At 68.0% G+C, this 17,586-nt stretch carries 16 protein-coding genes; 8 read left to right on the plus strand and 8 right to left on the minus strand.

Annotation, left to right across the window (positions count from 1 at the left end):
* Window positions 1-7 precede the first annotated feature (7 nt).
* The 3 genes from LKD76_RS29540 to LKD76_RS29550 all read right to left on the minus strand — a co-directional run bounded on the left by LKD76_RS29540 (window position 8) and on the right by LKD76_RS29550 (window position 2,904).
* Window positions 8-316, minus strand: coding sequence for a hypothetical protein (locus LKD76_RS29540; RefSeq protein WP_227984654.1), 309 nt, complete (start codon window positions 314-316; stop codon window positions 8-10).
* A gap of 121 nt (window positions 317-437) precedes the next feature.
* A complete protein-coding gene (locus tag LKD76_RS29545) occupies window positions 438-1,958 on the minus strand; it encodes an AMP-binding protein (protein WP_255660534.1) in 1,521 nt (506 codons plus the stop codon).
* 40 nt (window positions 1,959-1,998) lie between these two features.
* Complete coding sequence (locus LKD76_RS29550; protein WP_227985461.1) at window positions 1,999-2,904, minus strand: cyclase family protein; 906 nt, start codon at window positions 2,902-2,904, stop codon at window positions 1,999-2,001.
* A gap of 560 nt (window positions 2,905-3,464) precedes the next feature.
* Here LKD76_RS29550 and LKD76_RS29555 point away from each other — a divergent pair.
* Window positions 3,465-4,781 (plus strand): lipase family protein, encoded by a 1,317-nt coding sequence (locus tag LKD76_RS29555; protein ID WP_227984656.1) that lies wholly within the window; start codon window positions 3,465-3,467, stop codon window positions 4,779-4,781.
* Between the two features lie 58 nt (window positions 4,782-4,839).
* Here the strand turns inward: LKD76_RS29555 and LKD76_RS29560 are convergent, their stop codons facing one another.
* The 5 genes from LKD76_RS29560 to LKD76_RS29580 form a co-directional block, all read right to left on the minus strand.
* The gene (locus LKD76_RS29560; protein WP_227985462.1) at window positions 4,840-5,991 is read right to left on the minus strand and encodes an acetyl-CoA C-acetyltransferase; all 1,152 of its coding nucleotides are present in this window, start codon (window positions 5,989-5,991) and stop codon (window positions 4,840-4,842) included.
* 45 nt (window positions 5,992-6,036) lie between these two features.
* Entirely contained in the window at window positions 6,037-6,687 is a 651-nt protein-coding gene (locus tag LKD76_RS29565) for a TetR/AcrR family transcriptional regulator (protein ID WP_227984657.1), read from the minus strand.
* 45 nt (window positions 6,688-6,732) lie between these two features.
* Window positions 6,733-7,461 carry a hypothetical protein gene (locus LKD76_RS29570; protein WP_227984658.1) on the minus strand — a complete coding sequence of 243 codons (729 nt, stop codon included), beginning with the start codon at window positions 7,459-7,461 and terminating at the stop codon, window positions 6,733-6,735.
* 136 nt (window positions 7,462-7,597) lie between these two features.
* Window positions 7,598-8,392 carry an SDR family oxidoreductase gene (locus LKD76_RS29575; RefSeq protein WP_227984659.1) on the minus strand — a complete coding sequence of 265 codons (795 nt, stop codon included), beginning with the start codon at window positions 8,390-8,392 and terminating at the stop codon, window positions 7,598-7,600.
* 65 nt (window positions 8,393-8,457) lie between these two features.
* Window positions 8,458-9,696 (minus strand): acyl-CoA dehydrogenase family protein, encoded by a 1,239-nt coding sequence (locus LKD76_RS29580; protein ID WP_372466013.1) that lies wholly within the window; start codon window positions 9,694-9,696, stop codon window positions 8,458-8,460.
* Between the two features lie 123 nt (window positions 9,697-9,819).
* Here LKD76_RS29580 and LKD76_RS29585 point away from each other — a divergent pair, with 123 nt between their 5' ends.
* The 7 genes from LKD76_RS29585 to LKD76_RS29615 all read left to right on the plus strand — a co-directional run bounded on the left by LKD76_RS29585 (window position 9,820) and on the right by LKD76_RS29615 (window position 17,566).
* Window positions 9,820-11,370, plus strand: coding sequence for a FadD3 family acyl-CoA ligase (locus LKD76_RS29585; RefSeq protein WP_227984661.1), 1,551 nt, complete (start codon window positions 9,820-9,822; stop codon window positions 11,368-11,370).
* On the plus strand, window positions 11,367-12,338 hold the full coding sequence (locus tag LKD76_RS29590; protein WP_372465948.1) for an enoyl-CoA hydratase: 972 nt from the start codon (window positions 11,367-11,369) through the stop codon (window positions 12,336-12,338). The genes LKD76_RS29585 and LKD76_RS29590 overlap by 4 nt, the downstream gene beginning before the upstream one ends.
* Window positions 12,339-13,469, plus strand: a complete 1,131-nt coding sequence (locus LKD76_RS29595) for an acyl-CoA dehydrogenase family protein (RefSeq protein WP_227984662.1) — start codon at window positions 12,339-12,341, stop codon at window positions 13,467-13,469.
* A 55-nt stretch (window positions 13,470-13,524) separates the two neighbouring features.
* Window positions 13,525-14,529: an acyl-CoA dehydrogenase family protein gene (locus tag LKD76_RS29600; protein WP_227984663.1), complete on the plus strand. Its 1,005-nt coding sequence runs from the start codon at window positions 13,525-13,527 to the stop codon at window positions 14,527-14,529.
* Window positions 14,530-14,575: 46 nt separating this feature from the next.
* Complete coding sequence (locus tag LKD76_RS29605; RefSeq protein ID WP_227984664.1) at window positions 14,576-15,655, plus strand: acyl-CoA dehydrogenase family protein; 1,080 nt, start codon at window positions 14,576-14,578, stop codon at window positions 15,653-15,655.
* Window positions 15,656-15,836: 181 nt separating this feature from the next.
* Complete coding sequence (locus LKD76_RS29610; RefSeq protein ID WP_227984665.1) at window positions 15,837-16,304, plus strand: MarR family winged helix-turn-helix transcriptional regulator; 468 nt, start codon at window positions 15,837-15,839, stop codon at window positions 16,302-16,304.
* Window positions 16,305-16,312: 8 nt separating this feature from the next.
* A complete protein-coding gene (locus LKD76_RS29615; protein WP_227984666.1) occupies window positions 16,313-17,566 on the plus strand; it encodes an MFS transporter in 1,254 nt (417 codons plus the stop codon).
* Window positions 17,567-17,586: the final 20 nt, after the last annotated feature.

The raw sequence follows: 17,586 nt of genomic DNA on the forward strand, positions 1-17,586 counted from the left end.
GCCGGGACTACCGCTGTTCGGTGGTTCCCGGCCGGTTCGCGCCGCGGCGCGCACTGTCGTGCGTCGCGGACTTCGGCGTCGAAGTACGTTGCCGCTGTTCCGCTTCGAGTAGATCGGCGAGTTCCGAACGCTCGGCCTGATGCCGCGCGAGCAATTCGGCACTGTAGGCGGTCCACATCCGCTCGTCGCGGTCGGCGCCGGCCGAGTGCTCACCGAATCCGAATTCGTTGTCGGGGTGTTCCCGGCAGAACCGGTCGAACAGCCGGCCCATCTCGATACTGTGGCGGCGATTCAGCTGTATTCGTCGCGGGTCCATCGAATCATCCTCGCGGGGTGCGGCCGAGTGGTGCCCGCGCCGCGGTTCCGAGCGGCGGCGGCCCGGTGGTGACGGTATCAGCGTCACCACCGGGCCGCCGGTGTATCGAGTGCTGCCGTATTCAGGAGAACTTCTCGCGCAGTTCGCGTTTGAGGATCTTGCCGGTGACGTTCCTGGGCAGGGCGTCGACGAATTCCACCCGCCGGGGCACCTGGAATCCTCCCAGATGTTCACGGCAGCTCGCGATGATGTCATCAGGGGACGCGGTGGCGTTGTCGCGCAATACGACCACCGCGCACACCACTTCACCCCAGGTGTCGTCGCGCACACCGATGGCGGCAGCCTCCGCGACCGAGGGATCGCGATACAGGGCCTGTTCCACCGTCAGCGAGGCGACGTTCTCCCCGCCGCTGATGATCAGGTCCTTCTTCCGATCGACGATGTAGACGAAGCCCTCCTCGTCCTGGCGGACCATATCGCCGGTGCGGAACCAGCCGTCGGTGAAGGCGTCCGCGGTCGCGGCGGGATCGTTCCAGTAGCCGATGGTCACCTGATCCGCGCGCACCACCATTTCGCCGATCTCGCCGATCGCCACGTCGGCGAAGTTCTCGTCGACGATGCGAATATCCGCCAGCCGCATCGGTTTTCCGGCGGAGGCCAGCAGATGGGTCTCTCCGGCGGCGGCCCGGCGGTGCGCGTGCTCGTCCAGGTGCAGGACGTTGCCGGCCAGTTCGGTCATGCCCATGCCCTGGTAGAAATCGCAGCCGAAACGTTCCAGCCCCGCACGCAGGACCGCGGAGGGGATGGCGGAGGAGCCGTAGCCGATCGCCCGGAGCGTACGCAGTGAATGCTTGTCCAGCTCCGGGTCCTGGAGCAGGAAGTTGATCATCGTCGGCGCGAGGCCGGTCTGGGTGACCTGCCATTCGTCGACCAGGCGCAGGAAGGTCGCGTTGTCGTAGCCGCGCAGGATGCCCACGGTGGCGCCGAGCAGATGATTGATCAGCACCACGTACCCGCCGACATGGCACAGCGGGAAGCAGAACAGGAAGACCGTCTGCTCCGGAATCGGCCACTGCAATGCCGAAGAGGTCACGCCGGCAACGAGATTGCGGTGCGAGACCATCACGCCCTTGGGTGTGCCCGTGGTCCCGCTGGTGTAGACCAGCCAGGCGAGATCGTCGGGGTCCGGCCGCCGGGCGGGTGCCTGCGCCGAGGCGGAACCCACGAATTCGTCCCAGCTGATCGCATCTCCCGCGGCGCCGATGGACACCACGGTGGTGACCGACGGAATGCTGTCGCGGAGACCGCGCACGAGTTCGGTGAATTCCTCCGCGACGATGAGCACGCGTGCGCCGGAATGCCGGATCAGCCCGGCGATCTGGTCCGGGTGCAGCCGAAAGTTGAGGATTGTCAATGCCATCGCGGCCATCGGCACGCCGTAGTAGGCCTGAAGATACTGCGGATTGTTCGGCGACAGGATGGCGACCCGGTCCCCCGGCTCCGCCACGGCGAGCAGTGCGTTCGCCAGTCGCCGGCTGCCGTCACGTAGTTGCCGGTAGTCGAGCGTCTCGTTCTCGAAGCGCACGGCGATCCGGTCGGGATGTTTGCGCGCGCCGTATTCGACGATGTCCCCGATCAGCATGTGCCTGTGCTCCTTGCTCTTTCGCATGCCACGGCGACGATCACCGGATGGCGAGCGGGTTGATCGGCGAGCCGACACCGCGGGTGAACTGCAACGGCGGACCGGCGTAGAAGAAGTCCCAGCGGCCGTCACCCGCGCAGGCGGCGGCCAGTTCCTCGAAGTCGAGCATCTCCGCGAGGGTGACGCCCATATCGCGGATGAGCACCATATGCAGTTCGAACGCGGTGCCCGGATGCTCACCCGGCATCACCTCGACCGCCCAGTTGTCCGAGCCGACGACCGCGACGTCCTTGTCGCGCAACCAGGTCGCACAGGCCAGGCTCAGTCCGGGCTCGCCGGCCATGAACGCCTGCGCGTCACCGTCGGCCAGGAACTTGCCGCGCCATCCGGTGCGAATCAGGACGATGTCGCCCGCACCGACTTCGACGCCCTGTGCCGCCGCGACCGCGTCGAGTTCCTCGGGTCCGATCGCGGTGCCGGCCTCGAGCCAGTCCACGCCGCGGTGCCGGGCCACATCGAGCAGCACTCCGCGACCGGCGATGCCGCCGGACTGGGTGTGGATACCGCATTTGTCGGCGCCCTTGACCGTCACGCCGTCGCCCGGGTGCCCGTTGTAGAGCTGATCGTCGTAGTGCACATGTGCCAGCGAGTCGTACTGCGATCCGGCCTGCAGCGGCATGAACACGTAGTCGTCGGCCCACTTGAAGCCGCCGGGCAGCACCTGTTCCTGCCCGTTCTCCGACATCAGCCGGATCGGATTGATGCGTGCGCCACCCGGTTGCGGGCCGTCACCGTCCAGCGGGATGCCGAGTGTGAAGGTCTCACCGGTACGGATCAGCCCGGCGGCGGCGACCACCCGCTCCGGGGTGATCAGATTCGTGGTCCCGCGCTCGTCGTCGGTCCCCCACCGACCCCAATTGCTGACCTTCCGGCCCAGAGCGCGCATGTCGGGAACTTCGGGCACCGTTGCCTCCTGAAAACCTTATGACGTGACAGTCATGTCAACTTCGCTCCGCAAGTGTGTCCGACAGCACTTGCGGTGTCAATAGACCGATGTCAGGTCCAGCCGCGGAACGCGGCGCGGAGTTCTCGACGGCCCAGGCAGCGCCACCGAGATGCCCGCTACATACCCGGGCAGTGCGCATTCGAAGCCATAGCTGTTCGCTACCTCGACGACCGGGAGAGGCTGAACATCGCCTTGTTCAAACCAGCCGGTTTCACTATGCGTCGCAGCCCTCGACGAGGTGCACGGCAATCGGTAAGACCACTCCGCACGATCGACGAACACATTGCGCAACAGCGGTTTTCGCAACGCCGTTCGCTCGCCGCGGCGTGACCCGGGCAGGGACTTCGACACCGTCGACGCTCCCCGTTGCCCGGCACGCCGAATCAGTATGTGAAACCAACCAATGGAGCTGCGCCATATTGACGCACAAGGGTGATTGGGTTCACACTACTAGCCGGTAACCGGACGTTGATGTCCGGTTCGGGCAGAAGGGGACTCTGGTGAGAAGAGGACGCGCAGTCCTTCGGATCGCGACCGCCGTCGCGGCCGCATCGTTGCTGTTCGGATCCACGACGGGCATCGCCCCGAGCGCGCACGCGGCGTCGGATTCGTTCTACGAGTACACCGGATCGGCGCCGCTGTCGTCGGTCGCGCCGGGAACCGTGCTGCGGACCCGGACGATGCAGTATCACTTCGTCGGCGTCCCGACGCCGATCACCGCCGTGCAGCTGCAGTATCGGACGACCGACGCGCAGCAGCGGCCGGCGATCGGCATCACATCCGTGCTGTTGCCGCCCACCGGCGTCGACCCCACCAAAGCCGTTGCGTACCAGTCCTTCTACGACTCGCTCAATCCCGAGGACTCGCCGTCGCGTTCGATCGCGGGCGGTGTGTCGTTCGGCGGGGCGGTGAACAATGTGGAGGGCCAGCTGGTCGCGCCGCTGCTCGCCCAGGGCTACACCATCGTCATCGCCGACACCGAAGGTCAGGCCGCCGACTTCGCCGCCGGCCCCGAGTACGGGATGAACACCCTCGACTCGATCCGCGCCGCCACCCACGCGGCGCAGACCGGCCTGAACGAACAGACCCGGGTGGCTCTGGTCGGCTACTCCGGCGGTGCGATCGCCACCAACTGGGCCGCCGCGCTCGCGCCGGAGTACGCACCGGAGGTCGACCGGCAGCTGGTCGGCGCGGCCGAGGGCGGCGTGCTGGTCAATCCGGCCCGGAATCTGAAATATATCGACGGCAGCTTCGGCTGGGCCGGGGTGGCGGCGATGGCGGTCATCGGTATCGGCCGGTCCTACGACATCGACTTCTCGCCGTACCTGAGCCCGCTCGGCGCCGAGATCGCGGACAGGATGCAGTACGCCTCGATCGCGAACGTGCTGTTCCAATACCCGGGGCTGACGTGGGCGCAGATGGTCAAGCCGGAATACGCCGATCCCAACTCGGTGGCCCCGTTCGTGGAGGCCGTGCGCAAGGTCGATCTCGGCCTGGCGCCCACGCCGACCACCCCGATGTTCATCGGCCAGGGAGCCAACGGCGCACTGGAGGGCACCGACGGCGCCCGGCCCGGCACCGGTCCGGGTGACGGCGTGATGGTCGCGGGCGATGTCCGCTCACTGGCCCGCCAGTACTGCGAGACCGGAAACCCGTCGGTGCTGTACCGGCAGTACGACCTGCTCAGCCACACGCCGTCGACGATCGCGTGGCTGCCGGAGGCGCTGCTGTGGCTCAACGACCGCTTCGCGGGCCGGCCGGCGCCCACCACCTGCGGCGCGATCGCTCCGGGCAACTCGCTCGATCCGGTGGTGTAGCCGCCCGGCCCGAGCCCGGCACGCGCCGCGCCGCCGATCAGCCGAATGCCGAAGCGGCTCAGGCGATCCGCTCGATGATGGTGGCGTTGGCGGTGCCGCCGCCCTCACAGATGGTCAACAGACCATAGCGGCCGTTCACCCGCTCCAGTTCGTTGAGCAGGGTGGCGAACAACTTCGCGCCGGTGGCGCCGAGGGGATGGCCCAGCGCGATGGCGCCACCATGGACGTTGACCTTCTCGGGGTCCGCGCCGGTCTCCTTCAGCCAGGCCAGCACCACCGGGGCGAAGGCCTCGTTGATCTCGATGACATCCATATCGTCGATGGTCAGGCCGGTCTTCTCCAGCGCCCACCGGGTCGCCGGAATGGGCGCGGTGAGCATGTAGATCGGATCGGCGCCGCGCGCGCTGACGTGATGGACGCGGGCGCGCGGCTTCAGGCCGTATTCGGCGACCGCCCAGTCGGAGGCGAGCAGGGTGGCGCTCGCACCGTCGGAGATCTGGCTGGCGACCGCGGCGGTCAAGCGGCTGCCCTCGCTGAGCGGTTTGAGGCCGGCCATCTTCTCCAGGCTGGTCTCGCGCGGACCCTCGTCGATCCAGAAGTCGCCGACGGGGACGATCTCGCGATCGAAGGCGCCCTCGGCGATCGCCTTACGCGCACGCTCGTGGGAGCGAAGTGCCCAGCGCTCCATATCTTCGCGGCTGATATCCCACTTCTCGGCGATCATCTGGGCGCCGTTGAACTGCGAGACCTCGCCGGTGCCGTAGCGGTGGTCCCAGCCGGTGGAACCGACGAACGGCGAATCGAAGCCGTACTCCTTACCGGCGAGCATGGCGGCCGAGATCGGGATGGCGCTCATGTTCTGCACGCCGCCCGCCACGATGACCTCGGCTGTGCCGCTCATGATGGCCTGGGCGCCGAAATTGATTGCCTGCTGGCTGGATCCGCACTGCCGATCCACGGTGGTGCCGGGCACCTCCTCGGGGTAGCCGGCCGCCAGCCACGCGGTGCGCGCGATATTGCCCGCCTGCGGGCCGATGGCGTCGACACAGCCGAAGATCACATCGTCGACCTTGCCGGGGTCGATATCGTTGCGCCCCAGCAGGCCCTGCAGGGCGGCGGCGCCGAGATCGGCGGGATGCACACCGGCCAGGGCACCGCCGCGCTTACCGATGGGTGTGCGCACAGCATCGATGACATAGGCCTCGCGCACCGGTGCGTACTGGCGGCGATCGGACGGTGTGGACATGTAACGCTCCTATTCGGATGTGCCGGACGGCAGTGCTTCGGAATGCGCCGCGCCGGAACGGGATTCGGGGTTGGTAAGCCCGTCGAGCACGATGGTCAGATACTGCTTGGCCAGGGTGTCGGCAGTGATGCGGCCGCCGGGGGAATACCAGCGCACCGCGACCCACACCGTGTCGCGCAGGAAGCGGAAGGCGAGTTCGACATCGAGTTCGGGCCGGAAGCTGCCGTCGCGCACACCCTCGGTGAGCACATTGCGCCACAGCTCCCGGAACTCCCGGTTGTAGCCCGCGATGTAGTCGAAACGCGGTGTGGCACTGAGCCGTTTGGCCTCGGCCTGATAGATGGCCACCGCGGAATGCCAGCGATCGAACGATTCGCAGGAGGCGATGACCAAGGCCTCCAGGGTGTCGCGAGGCGACAGCGTGGCCGCGACGATCTCCCGATAGCGGCCGAACAGGTCATCGAGGAAACCGCGCAGGATCTCGTCCACCATCGCCTCTTTGGAGTCGAAATGGTGGTAGAGACTGCCGGACAGGATCCCGGCCGCATCGGCGATATCGCGGACCGTGGTCGCACGCAGGCCGCGTTCGGCGAACAGGCCGGCGGCCAGGCCGAGCAGTTCGTTACGGCGTGCGGATTTGGAGGCCTCGGATGCGGTCACTCGGCCATAATACAACCAAGCATTTGCTTGGTCTATGGTGGTCGGTCATCGAATCGAATAGCGCAGCGGGGAGGACACCGACAAATCGGCGAGCAGCCGATCGCAGATCTCCTGCGGTGGCACCCCGGCCCGCTTCATGCGAGCCACCAGTGCCAGCCGCCGTTCACAACTGTCCCATTCCACCTGCAGCGGGCCCCGGCCCGGACCGGCGTCGACGGTCGCCAGTACCCGGGGCGGACCGCCCGGCGTGGGGACCTCCCGCAGCGCGAGCACCATGCCGCGCTGCCACGCGAGATAGGTGTCGCGATCGGCGGCGCCCTCCAATTTCCCGGCGGCCGCCGCCAGACCCTGATCGATGCCCTCGGCGAAGGCGATGTGATCGAAGCGGAATCGGTGACAGCGCCGCACCACCGCCAGCAGATCGGCACGGACCTCACCCAGCAGCTCGGTCTGCTGTCTGCGGCGCTCCCGTGCGGGATCGGACTCCCCCGGCTCGCAAGCCGCACCGATGCGGCGCGCACGCCGCAGATCACGGGCCATATCGGCACGCAACGCAGCGCGGGGGTCGCGAGCGACCTCTCCTTCGTCCACCTCGTGCTCCCGCAGGATCTGCGCGGCACGCGATGCGATCTCACCGACGTGATCGAGTAATTCGGCACCGAGGGTGAGGGCGGCCAGCACGATGCCGTCCTGCCGCCGCCGAGCCAGCACCACTTGGCGTATCAGCTCGAGCTCCAGTACTTGGTTATCTTCCTGATGACCGTCCAGACCCATAGGCCGTGGTCCCTTCGAACCGTCGGACCGGACAACATCAGGATCCCACAGGTGGGGGCGGTCGGCGCCAGTGTTTATTTGCCCGCGCTTCGCTCTGGCGGGGTTCGCGGAGCGAAGCGCGGGCCGAGAACAGAGCTCAGGCTCGCTGACTGCTGATGGAAACCACCTCGCCGGTGAGGTAGGTGGTGTAGTCGCTGGCCAGCATGGCGATGGTCGCGGCGACCTCCCACGGCTCGGCGGCGCGGCCGAAGGCCTCACCGGCGGCGAGCCGGTCCAGCAGTTCGGTCGAGCTCACCTTGTCCAGGAACGGGTGGCGGGCGATGCTCGGGGCCACCGCGTTGATCCGGACACCCAGCTCGGCGGCCTCGACCGCGCTGCAGCGGGTCAGTGCCATGACACCGGCCTTGGCCGCGGCGTAGTGCGCTTGACCGTGCTGTGCGCGCCAGCCGAGCACGCTGGCGTTGTTGACGATGACACCACCGTGGCCGGCGCCGCGGAAGTAGTTCAGCACCGCGCGAGTGCAGCGGAAGGTGCCGTTGAGGGTGATGTCGAGGACGCGATCCCACTGCTCGTCGGTCATGTCGACGACCGGGGTCTCCCCGCCCAATCCGGCGTTGTTGACCATGATGTCGATGCGGCCCAAGCGCTCCGCGGCGGCGCGGATCAGCTCGTCGACCTGTTCGGTGCTGGTGACATCGCAGACCACCGAAGCCACCTTGCGGTCCGGGAACTGCGCGGCGAGCTCCTCCTCGGTCTGCCGCAACCGGCGCTCGTGCCAGTCGGAGACGACGACGTCGGCGCCCTCTTCGAGCAGGCGGCGCGCGGTGGCCGAGCCGATACCCGTGCCGGCGGCGGCGGTGACCACCGCGGCGCGGCCGGCGAGCAGCCCGTGACCGGTGATCGGCTGGGGCGGAACCGAGAGATCAGGCACTGTAGGTCCTTCCGTGTAGCCGAATGTCGTTTTCGGCCATGGTCATCGAGGTCGGTGTGAGATGGTCAGCGCGCTTCGCGGGGCAGGCCGAGCACGCGTTCGGAGATGATGTTGCGCTGCACCTCGTTCGAACCGCCGTAGATGGTGTCGGCCCGGGTGAACAGGTACAGGCGCTGCCACTGGTTCAGGTCGTCGGCCGGATGCGGGTCGAGGGCGGAGCCGCCGTCGAGATCGCGCGCGAGCAATCCTTCCGCGCCGAGGACGTCCATGGCCAGTTCGCCGAGGCCGCGATGCCAGTTGGCCCACAACAGTTTCGAGACCGACGCCTGGCCGGCGGCGGTGCGGGCGTCGACGTTCTCGTGCGCCGATTCCAGTGTGCGCAGGGCGTGGGCGCGCAGCACTCGCAGTCCGACCCACGCCTGATCGACGCGATCGGCCAGTACCGGATCGTCGAGGGCGCCATTGGCTTTCGCCACGGCCTCCAGATTCGACAGCTCGCGCGCGAAACGGATCTGCTGGCCCACTGTGGAGATGCCGCGTTCGAAGGTCAGCGTGCCCATCGCGACCCGCCAGCCCGCACCGGGCTCGCCGACCACCAGATCGGCGGCGGTGCGGGCGTTGTCGAAGAAGACCTCGTTGAACTCGGCGGTGCCGGTCAGCTGGATGATCGGCCGCACCTCGACGCCGGGCTGCTTCATCGGCACCAGCAGATAGGACAGGCCGTGGTGGCGGGAGGAACCGGGTTCGGTGCGAGCGATGACGAAGCACCAGTCCGACAGATGGGCCAGTGAGGTCCAGATCTTCTGGCCGTTGATCGACCATTCGTCTCCGTCGAGCCGGGCGGTGGTCGACACATTCGCCAGATCCGAACCGGCCCCGGGCTCCGAGTAACCCTGACACCATAGTTCGGTGACCGAGCGGATGCCGGGCAGGAAGCGCTGCTTCTGCTCCTCGGTGCCGAAGGCCAGCAGGGTCGGGCCGAGCAGTTCCTCCCCCAGGTGCGAGACCCGTGCCGGGGCGTCGGCGCCCGCGTACTCCTCGTGGAAGATCACCTGCTGGCGCAGGGTCGCGGCGCGGCCGCCGTATTCCACCGGCCAGCCCAGACAGGTGAATCCGGCCGCCGCGAGGTGGCGGTCCCACTCCAGCCGCTCGTCGAATGCCTCGTGCTCACTTCCGGGTCCGCCGAGCCCGCGCAACTCACGGAACTGTCCGTTCAGGTTCTCGGCCAGCCATTCGCGCACTTCGGCACGGAATTCCTGGTCGGCCGAGGCATCCGCGCCGGCGGCGGAATCGGGGGTCTGGATCGCACTCACTCCGGTAGAGTAACCTACCAAGCACTTGCTTTGTAGGGCCGGTGAGCTCTGCGGAGCAGAACCCGCGGACCCGGGTCTCCCGGAGAACTGCCTTGTAGACCGATCGAGGACGACGTGACAACCCCTGTGCAGACCACCCCTCTCGCCCTGCACGAAGCCGCGCGCATCCACGGCGACGCGCCCGCGCTCAGCGACGGCGAGGTGCACCTGAGCTGGGTGCAACTACTCGACGAGGTGCGGCAGACCGCCGGGGCGCTGATGGCACGCGGTGTCGAACGCGGCGATCGCATCGCCATCTGGGCGCCCAATACCTGGCATTGGGTCGTGGCCGCACTGGCCACGCATTACACCGGCGCCGCGATGGTGCCGCTGAACACCCGCTACGTCGCCGCCGAGGCCGCCGATGTGATCGCCCGGGTGAACGCCAAGGCGCTGTTCATCGCCGACCCCTTCCTGGGCCGGCAGCGGCTCGCCGAACTGCGCGCCGCGGCACCGGATCTGGCGGTCGACACCGTGATCGTCATACCGGCCGAGAGCGCGGGCACCCATTACGACGACGCCATCGCGTGGTCGCGGTTGCCGGAGCTGGCCGCGACGGTCCCGGCCGAGCAGATCCTCGCCCGCGCCGAGGCGGTCGAGCCGGCCGATATCTCGGACATCCTGTTCACCTCCGGCACCACCGGCCGCAGCAAGGGCACGCTGGTCGCCCATCGGCAGGCTCTCGACGTGGTGCGAGGCTGGGTGGAGCGGTCCACCCTCGACAGCTCCGACCGCTATCTGGTGATCCCGCCGTTCTTCCACAACTTCGGATACAAGGCGGCCATCCTGGCCTGCCTGGTCACCGGCGCGACCATCGTCCCGCAGGCGACCTTCGACGTGCCGCAGACGATGCGGATGGTGCAGGACCAGTCCATCACGGTCCTCACCGGCCCGCCGACGATCTATCAGACCATCCTGGAACATCCGGCCCGCGCGGATTTCGACCTGAGCAGTCTGCGGGTCGCGGTCACCGGCGCGGCGACCGTGCCGGTGGTGCTGGTCGAAAGAATGCGCAGCGAACTGGAATTCGAGGTCGTGGTCACCGCCTACGGGCTCTCGGAATCCTCCGGCTTCGGCACCATGTGCCTGCCCGACGACGATCCGGAGACCATCGCCAACACCTCCGGCGCCGCCATGGCCGGATTCGAGCTGCGCATCGGCGATCACGGCGAGGTGCTGCTGCGCGGGCCGAACGTGATGGTCGGCTATCTCGACGATCCCGAGGCCACCGCCAAGGCCATCGACACCGAGGGCTGGCTGCACACCGGCGATGTCGGAATCCTCGACGAGCGTGGCTATCTCAAGATCACCGACCGGCTCAAGGACATGTACATCTCCGGCGGATTCAACGTGTACCCGGCCGAGATCGAACAGACCCTCGCGCGGCTGGACGGAGTCGCCGAATCCGCGGTGATCGGCGTGCCCGACGAACGGATGGGCGAGGTCGGCAAGGTCTACATCGTGCGCAGGTCGGGTACCGAGATCAGCGCCGACGACGTGATCGCCTACGCGAAGCGGACACTGGCCAACTTCAAGGTGCCGCGGTTCGTGGAATTCCGGGACCGGTTGCCCTACAGCGCCGCCGGAAAGGTACTCAAGCGGCAATTACGTGAGGAGATTTCGTGACCACAGATGCCGGCGCCCCGGGCCCGATTCCGGACGAGGGTGAGGTCGTCACCTATGAGCGGCGCGGTCCGGTCGCCATCGTCACGATGAACCGGCCGGACTATCGCAACGCGCAGAACTCGGTCATGACCTACGCCCTCGACGCCGCCTTCGAGCGGGCGGTCGCCGACGCCGAGGTCAAGGTGATCATCCTGGCGGGCAACGGAAAACATTTCAGCGCCGGTCACGATATCGGCACTCCGGGACGCGACCACCACATCAGCTACGACAACAAGGCCGCGCTGTGGTGGGACCACGTCGACCGGCCCGGCGGCGATCAGCGCTACGCCCGCGAGCTCGAGGTCTACCTCGGCATGTGCCGCCGGTGGCGCGAGCTGCCCAAGCCGACCATCGCGATGGTGCAGGGCGCCTGCATCGCGGGCGCGATGATGCTGGCCTGGGTCTGCGACATGATCGTCGCCTCCGAGGACGCCTTCTTCTCCGATCCGGTGGTGCGCATGGGCATTCCGGGTGTGGAGTACTTCGCGCACCCGTGGGTGCTGGGGCCGCGCCGGGCCAAGGAGGTGCTGTACACGGGTGACCGCTTCAGCGCCGAGCAGGCCTACGAATGGAGCATGGTCAACCGGGTCGTGCCGCGCGCGGAACTGGAGTCGCACACGCTGGAGCTGGCCGAGAAGATCTCCGCCATGCCGCAATTCGGGCTGGCGCTGACCAAGAAGGCCGTCAACCAGTGCGAGGACCTGATGGGTATGCGCGCCGGGATGGACTCGGTCTTCGGACTGCACCACTTCGCGCACGCCCACAATGCCGAGGTGGGCACCGATTCGCTCGGCGGGATGAACGCCAAGTCGATGAAGGCCACCGCCACAGCGTCCGATGGCGGCGGTCGAGGGCCCTCCGTGGCGACGCCGGCCGCCGCCTCCGGGCCCGACTCGTCCACCGCTCCCGCAGAACAGAACGGTAAGTAGATGGATCTCGCACTCGATTCGACCGCACAGCAATTCCAGCTCGAGGTCCGGGAATTCCTGCGCGCCAACGTGCCCGCCGAACCCCTGCCGTCGATGGACACCCGCGAGGGCTTCGAGGCCCATCGCGCCTGGGAACACACCCTCGCCGGCGCGCGGCTGTCGGTGGTGTCCTGGCAGCGCGAATACGGCGGCCGCGACGCGTCCCTGCTGGAATGGGTGCTCTTCGAGGAGGAGTACTACGCGGCGGGCGCACCCGGCCGGGTGAGCCAGAACGGAATCTTCCTGCTGGCGCCGACCCTGTTCGAACACGGCACCCCGGAACAGCTCGAGCGAATCCTGCCGAGAATGGCTCGTGCCGACGACATCTGGGCCCAGGCCTGGTCGGAGCCGGAGGCCGGTAGCGATCTCGCCGGTATTCGCTCCGGCGCCAAGCGGGTGGACGGCGGCTGGGTACTCAACGGGCAGAAGACCTGGAGTTCGCGAGCATCGTTCGCGGACTGGGCATTCGGGCTGTTTCGCAGCGACCCCGAGGCCGAACGGCACAAGGGACTCACCTATGTGATGTTCCCGCTGTCGGCCGACGGCGTTACCGTGCGGCCGATTCCGCAACTCGACGGCGAGCCCGGATTCGCGGAGATCTTCCTGGACAACGTCTTCGTCCCGGATCGGGACGTGATCGGTGAGCCCGGTGCGGGCTGGCGGGTCGCGATGAGCACCTCCAGCAACGAGCGCGGGCTGTCGCTGCGCAGTCCCGGCCGCTTCAACGCCACCGCGGCACGGCTGATCGAGTTGTGGCGCGAGACCGCGGATCCGGCCGATACCGCCGCCCGCAATCGGGTGGTCGACGCCTGGATCGGCGCGGAGGCCTATCGCCTCAACACACTCGGCACCGTGACCCGGCTGGCCGAAGGCGGCAAACTCGGCTCGGAATCCTCGATCAACAAGGTGTTCTGGTCCGAGCTCGATATCGCGATGCACGAGACCGCACTGGATCTGCTGGGCGCCGCGGCCGAACAGACCAGCTCCTGGACCGACGGCTACCTGTTCTCGCTGTCCGGGCCGATCTACGCCGGCACCAACGAGATTCAGCGCAACATCGTCGCCGAACGACTGCTCGGACTACCGCGTTGAGCCCCGCCGTGCGCCACCCCGAGTCCCCGCGCCGTACCTCCGAATGGACCCATCGATGAGATTTGCACTGTCCTCCGAACAACGCGACTTCGCCGACAGTCTGCGCAAGATGTGCGATGCGGCGAGCACACCCGCGGTCATCCGCGCCTGGAGCGGTGGCGCCGCCCACAGCGGCCGGGCGCTGATCCGCCAGCTCGCCGGCGCCGGCGCCCTCGGCCTGGCCGTCGCCGAGGAATACGACGGGATGGGCGCGGAGACCATCGATCTGGTGGTGGCCTGCCAGGAATTCGGCCGGGCCGCGGCGCCCGGACCGCTGATCGAGACCGCCGCCGTGATTCCGGCCCTGCTACAGGGCCTCGATGATTCGGGTCCGGCGCAACGCTGGCTCCCGGCCTTCGCCGAGGGCGGGTCACTGGGCACCATCGCACCGGCGCCGCAGACCCCGGCCCTCGACGCCGATACCGCGGACGTGGTACTGCTCGTGGACGACGACCGGCTCTACACCGCGCGGCGCGGCGATTCGATCGAATCCGTGGACGCCGCCCGGCGCCTGTCCTCGGTGAGCCCCGACGAGCTGGTGGCACAGGGGGATTCGGTGCGCGCCGCCGCGGCGACCGCCTTCGACGCCGGTGCCCTCGCGACGGCGGCGCAACTGCTGGGCGCGGGTAAGGCGATGCTCGACACCAGCGTCGCCTATGTGATCCAGCGGCATCAGTTCGGCCAGCCGATCGGTCGTTACCAGGCCATCAAACATCATCTCGCCGATGCGAAGATCGGCCTCGATATGGCCGAACCGCTCCTGCATCGCGCGGCGCTGAGTTTCGGCACCGCCGATCGCGCCCGCGACGTCTCCGCGGCCAAGGTCGCCTGCGCCGATGCCGCCTATCGCACCGCGCGCATCGCGTTGCAGGTGCACGGCGCGATCGGCTACACCGCCGAATGTGATCTGTCGCTGTGGCTGACCAAGGCGACCGCGCTCCGGTCCGCCTGGGGCACAGCCGATTTCCATCGCGCCCGGGTCGCCGCGGCGCTGCGCTCGCCGGCCGGTGGCGAGGCGTGATCCACTCGGCGCCACAACGGCACGACGACCAGACGGGAGTGCGGGCATGACCGACACCGCCGAACTGCAGGAATTGGCCGATACCGTACGGGCCGTCCTCACCAAGCACGGCGATCGCGACGCGCTGCGCCGGGCGATCGACAGCGATCTCGGCTACGACGAACGCCTGTGGCGGCTGCTCTGCGAGCAGGTCGGCGTCGCCGCGCTGGCGATCCCGGAGGAGTACGGCGGCGTCGGCGCGGATCTGGATACCGCGCTGGTGGTGGTCGAGGAACTGGGCCGCACCCTGCACAACCCGCCGATGCTCGGCTCGGCGGTCCTCGGCGTACAGGCGGTCCTCGCGGCCGGGGATACCGCCGCCGCGCAGCGGCTGCTGCCCGAGGTCGCGGAAGGTTCCCGGACGCTCGCGCTCTGCTGGGCCGACTCCACCGGCTGGGCCACCCCGGCCGCCCCGCGATCGGGTTACGGCGTGCGCGCCGACGGTGACACCCTCACCGGTACCGCCCATTACGTTCTCGACGGTGCCGCGGCCGACACCCTGCTCGTACTGACCGATGCCGGCCTCTACGAGATCGACGCCGCCGATGAGCACGTCACGCGGACGACGACCCGCACCATGGATCCGACCCGGCGGCTGGCCGCCATCACCTTCGATGGTGCCGCGGCCACCCGGTTGGGCTCCGACGCCGCCGCGCTGAGCACCCGCTTGCGCGATATCGCGTGGGCCGCGCTGGCGGCCGAACAGGTCGGCGCCGCGGACCAGTGCCTGGAGATGACGGTCGAATACAGCAAGTCGCGAGTGCAGTTCGGTCGTCCGATCGGCAGCTTCCAGGCGCTCAAACACCGCATGGCCGATATGTACGTGCTGGTGGAGTCCGCCCGTTCGGCCGCGTACGCGGCGATCGCGAATCTGGATCGACCGGTCACGAGCGATACCGTTCTGGATCTGGAATCCGCGCGAATCCACTGCTCACAGGCCTTCCGCTCGGTGGTGGGCGAGACGGTGCAGTTGCACGGCGGTATCGCGATCACCTGGGAACACGAGGCGCACCTGTACTTCAAGCGCGCCCACGCCGACGCCGAATTGTTCGGCCGGCCGGCGCGTCCGCTGGCCCGCCCGGCCTGAGCCGGCGCCCCGCGCGCATTCGGCCCCGCGCCCCTCGGGACGCGGGGCCGAGCTGTATCCGCGGCGGCATCTATCGATCCACACCCTGGTGACCTGCATAGAAACCTCTGTGGTCGATGTCACCGGAAAATAGATAGTTAGGCTATGTACCTACATAGTTAGCTTATGTAACATAATTTTCGTGCAGTCGAACGAGTCGCCCACCGCCCCCACTCCGGAGGCGCTCATGGTCGACATCGCCGTCACCGCGGCGCGACTCACCCGACTGGCCGGCACGCTGGGAACCAATGCGCTCCCGCGTGCACTGGTGCGGGCGCTGTCCACTCTCGAAGAGCACGGACCACTGCGAATCAGCGAGTTCGCGGAGATCGACGGTTGCTCCCAGCCCTCGGCAACGGCGCTGATCGGCCGGCTGACAACCGCCGGATTCGCCGCACGCACCAAGGACCCCGACGACTCCAGAGCCGTGGTCGTCGAGCTGACGCCGGCGGGACGCGCACAACTGTCCGCGTCCCGTCGCGCGTTCGGCACCGCTCTCGCGGCCCGATTGCCCGACTTCGGAATCGACCGCCTCAGCCATCTCGAGCATGAGCTGACCGATCTCCTCGAAGCCCTGAAATCCGCTGCACCCCACGAAGTCTCGATATAGGAGCGTCGATGAGTAGCACTCTCACATCGCCGGCCGAAACCGAGGCGACGGCCACAACGAAGACCAAGCAGCCCACATCGGTTTGGGCAGTAGCTTTCGCATCGGTCATCGCCTTCATGGGTATCGGCCTGGTGGATCCGATCCTGAAGCCGATCGGCGAACAACTACACGCCTCACCGTCCCAGGTGACCCTGCTCTTCACCAGCTACATGCTGGTCACGGGTGTCGCGATGCTGATCACCGGCGTCGTGTCCAGTCGCTTCGGCGCCAAGAAGACGCTGCTCGCGGGCCTGGCGATCATCGTCGTCTTCGCGGCACTGGCGGGCTGCTCGGGCACTGTCGGACAGATCGTCGGATTCCGCGCCGGCTGGGGTCTGGGCAACGCGCTGTTCATCGCGACCGCACTGGCCACCATCGTGGGCGCGGCCAGCGGCGGAGTCGCGCGCGCCATCATCCTGTACGAGGCGGCACTCGGTATCGGTATCGCCACCGGCCCGCTGGTCGGCGGGTTCCTGGGCGGATTCAGCTGGCGCGCACCGTTCTTCGGCGTCGCGGTGCTGATGGCGATCGCCTTCATCGCGATCATCGTCATGCTGCCCGAAATGCCGAAACCGGCCCACCACACCTCGATCGCCGCGCCGTTCAAGGCCCTGCGGCACCGTGGTCTGCTGCTGGTCAGCATCACCGCGCTGCTCTACAACTACGGCTTCTTCACCCTGCTGGCGTACACCCCGTTCCCGCTGAACATGGGCACCTATTCGATCGGGTTCATCTTCTTCGGCTGGGGTCTGCTGCTGGCATTGGCCTCGGTGGTCTTCGCTCCCCGGCTGCAGCGCACGTTCGGCACCGTGCCGATGATCGCGACCGCACTGGGACTGTTCGCCGCGGATCTGGCCGTCATGGCGATCTGGGCGGATCAGAAGCCGGTCCTTGTCGTGGGCACCGTCCTGGCGGGCCTGTTCCTGGGTGTGAACAACACCCTGATCACCGAGGCCGTCATGATCTCCGCGCCGGTGGAGCGCGCCACCGCCTCGGCCGCCTACAGCTTCGTCCGCTTCGCCGGTGGAGCCGCCGCCCCGTACCTGGCCGGCAAGCTCGGCGAACACCAGATGGCCCTGCCGTTCTGGGTCGGCGCCGCGTGCACCGCGGTCGGTGTGCTGGTACTGCTGGGCGGGCGCTCGGCGCTGGCCCACGTCGACGACCACGACCCGGCCGAGCACAGCCCGGCCGAGGCCGAAGCGATCACCATCGGCGACGACTGAAGAGACCTGGTCGTCCCCGC

The organism is Nocardia spumae (assembly GCF_020733635.1).
Taxonomy (GTDB): domain Bacteria; phylum Actinomycetota; class Actinomycetes; order Mycobacteriales; family Mycobacteriaceae; genus Nocardia; species Nocardia spumae.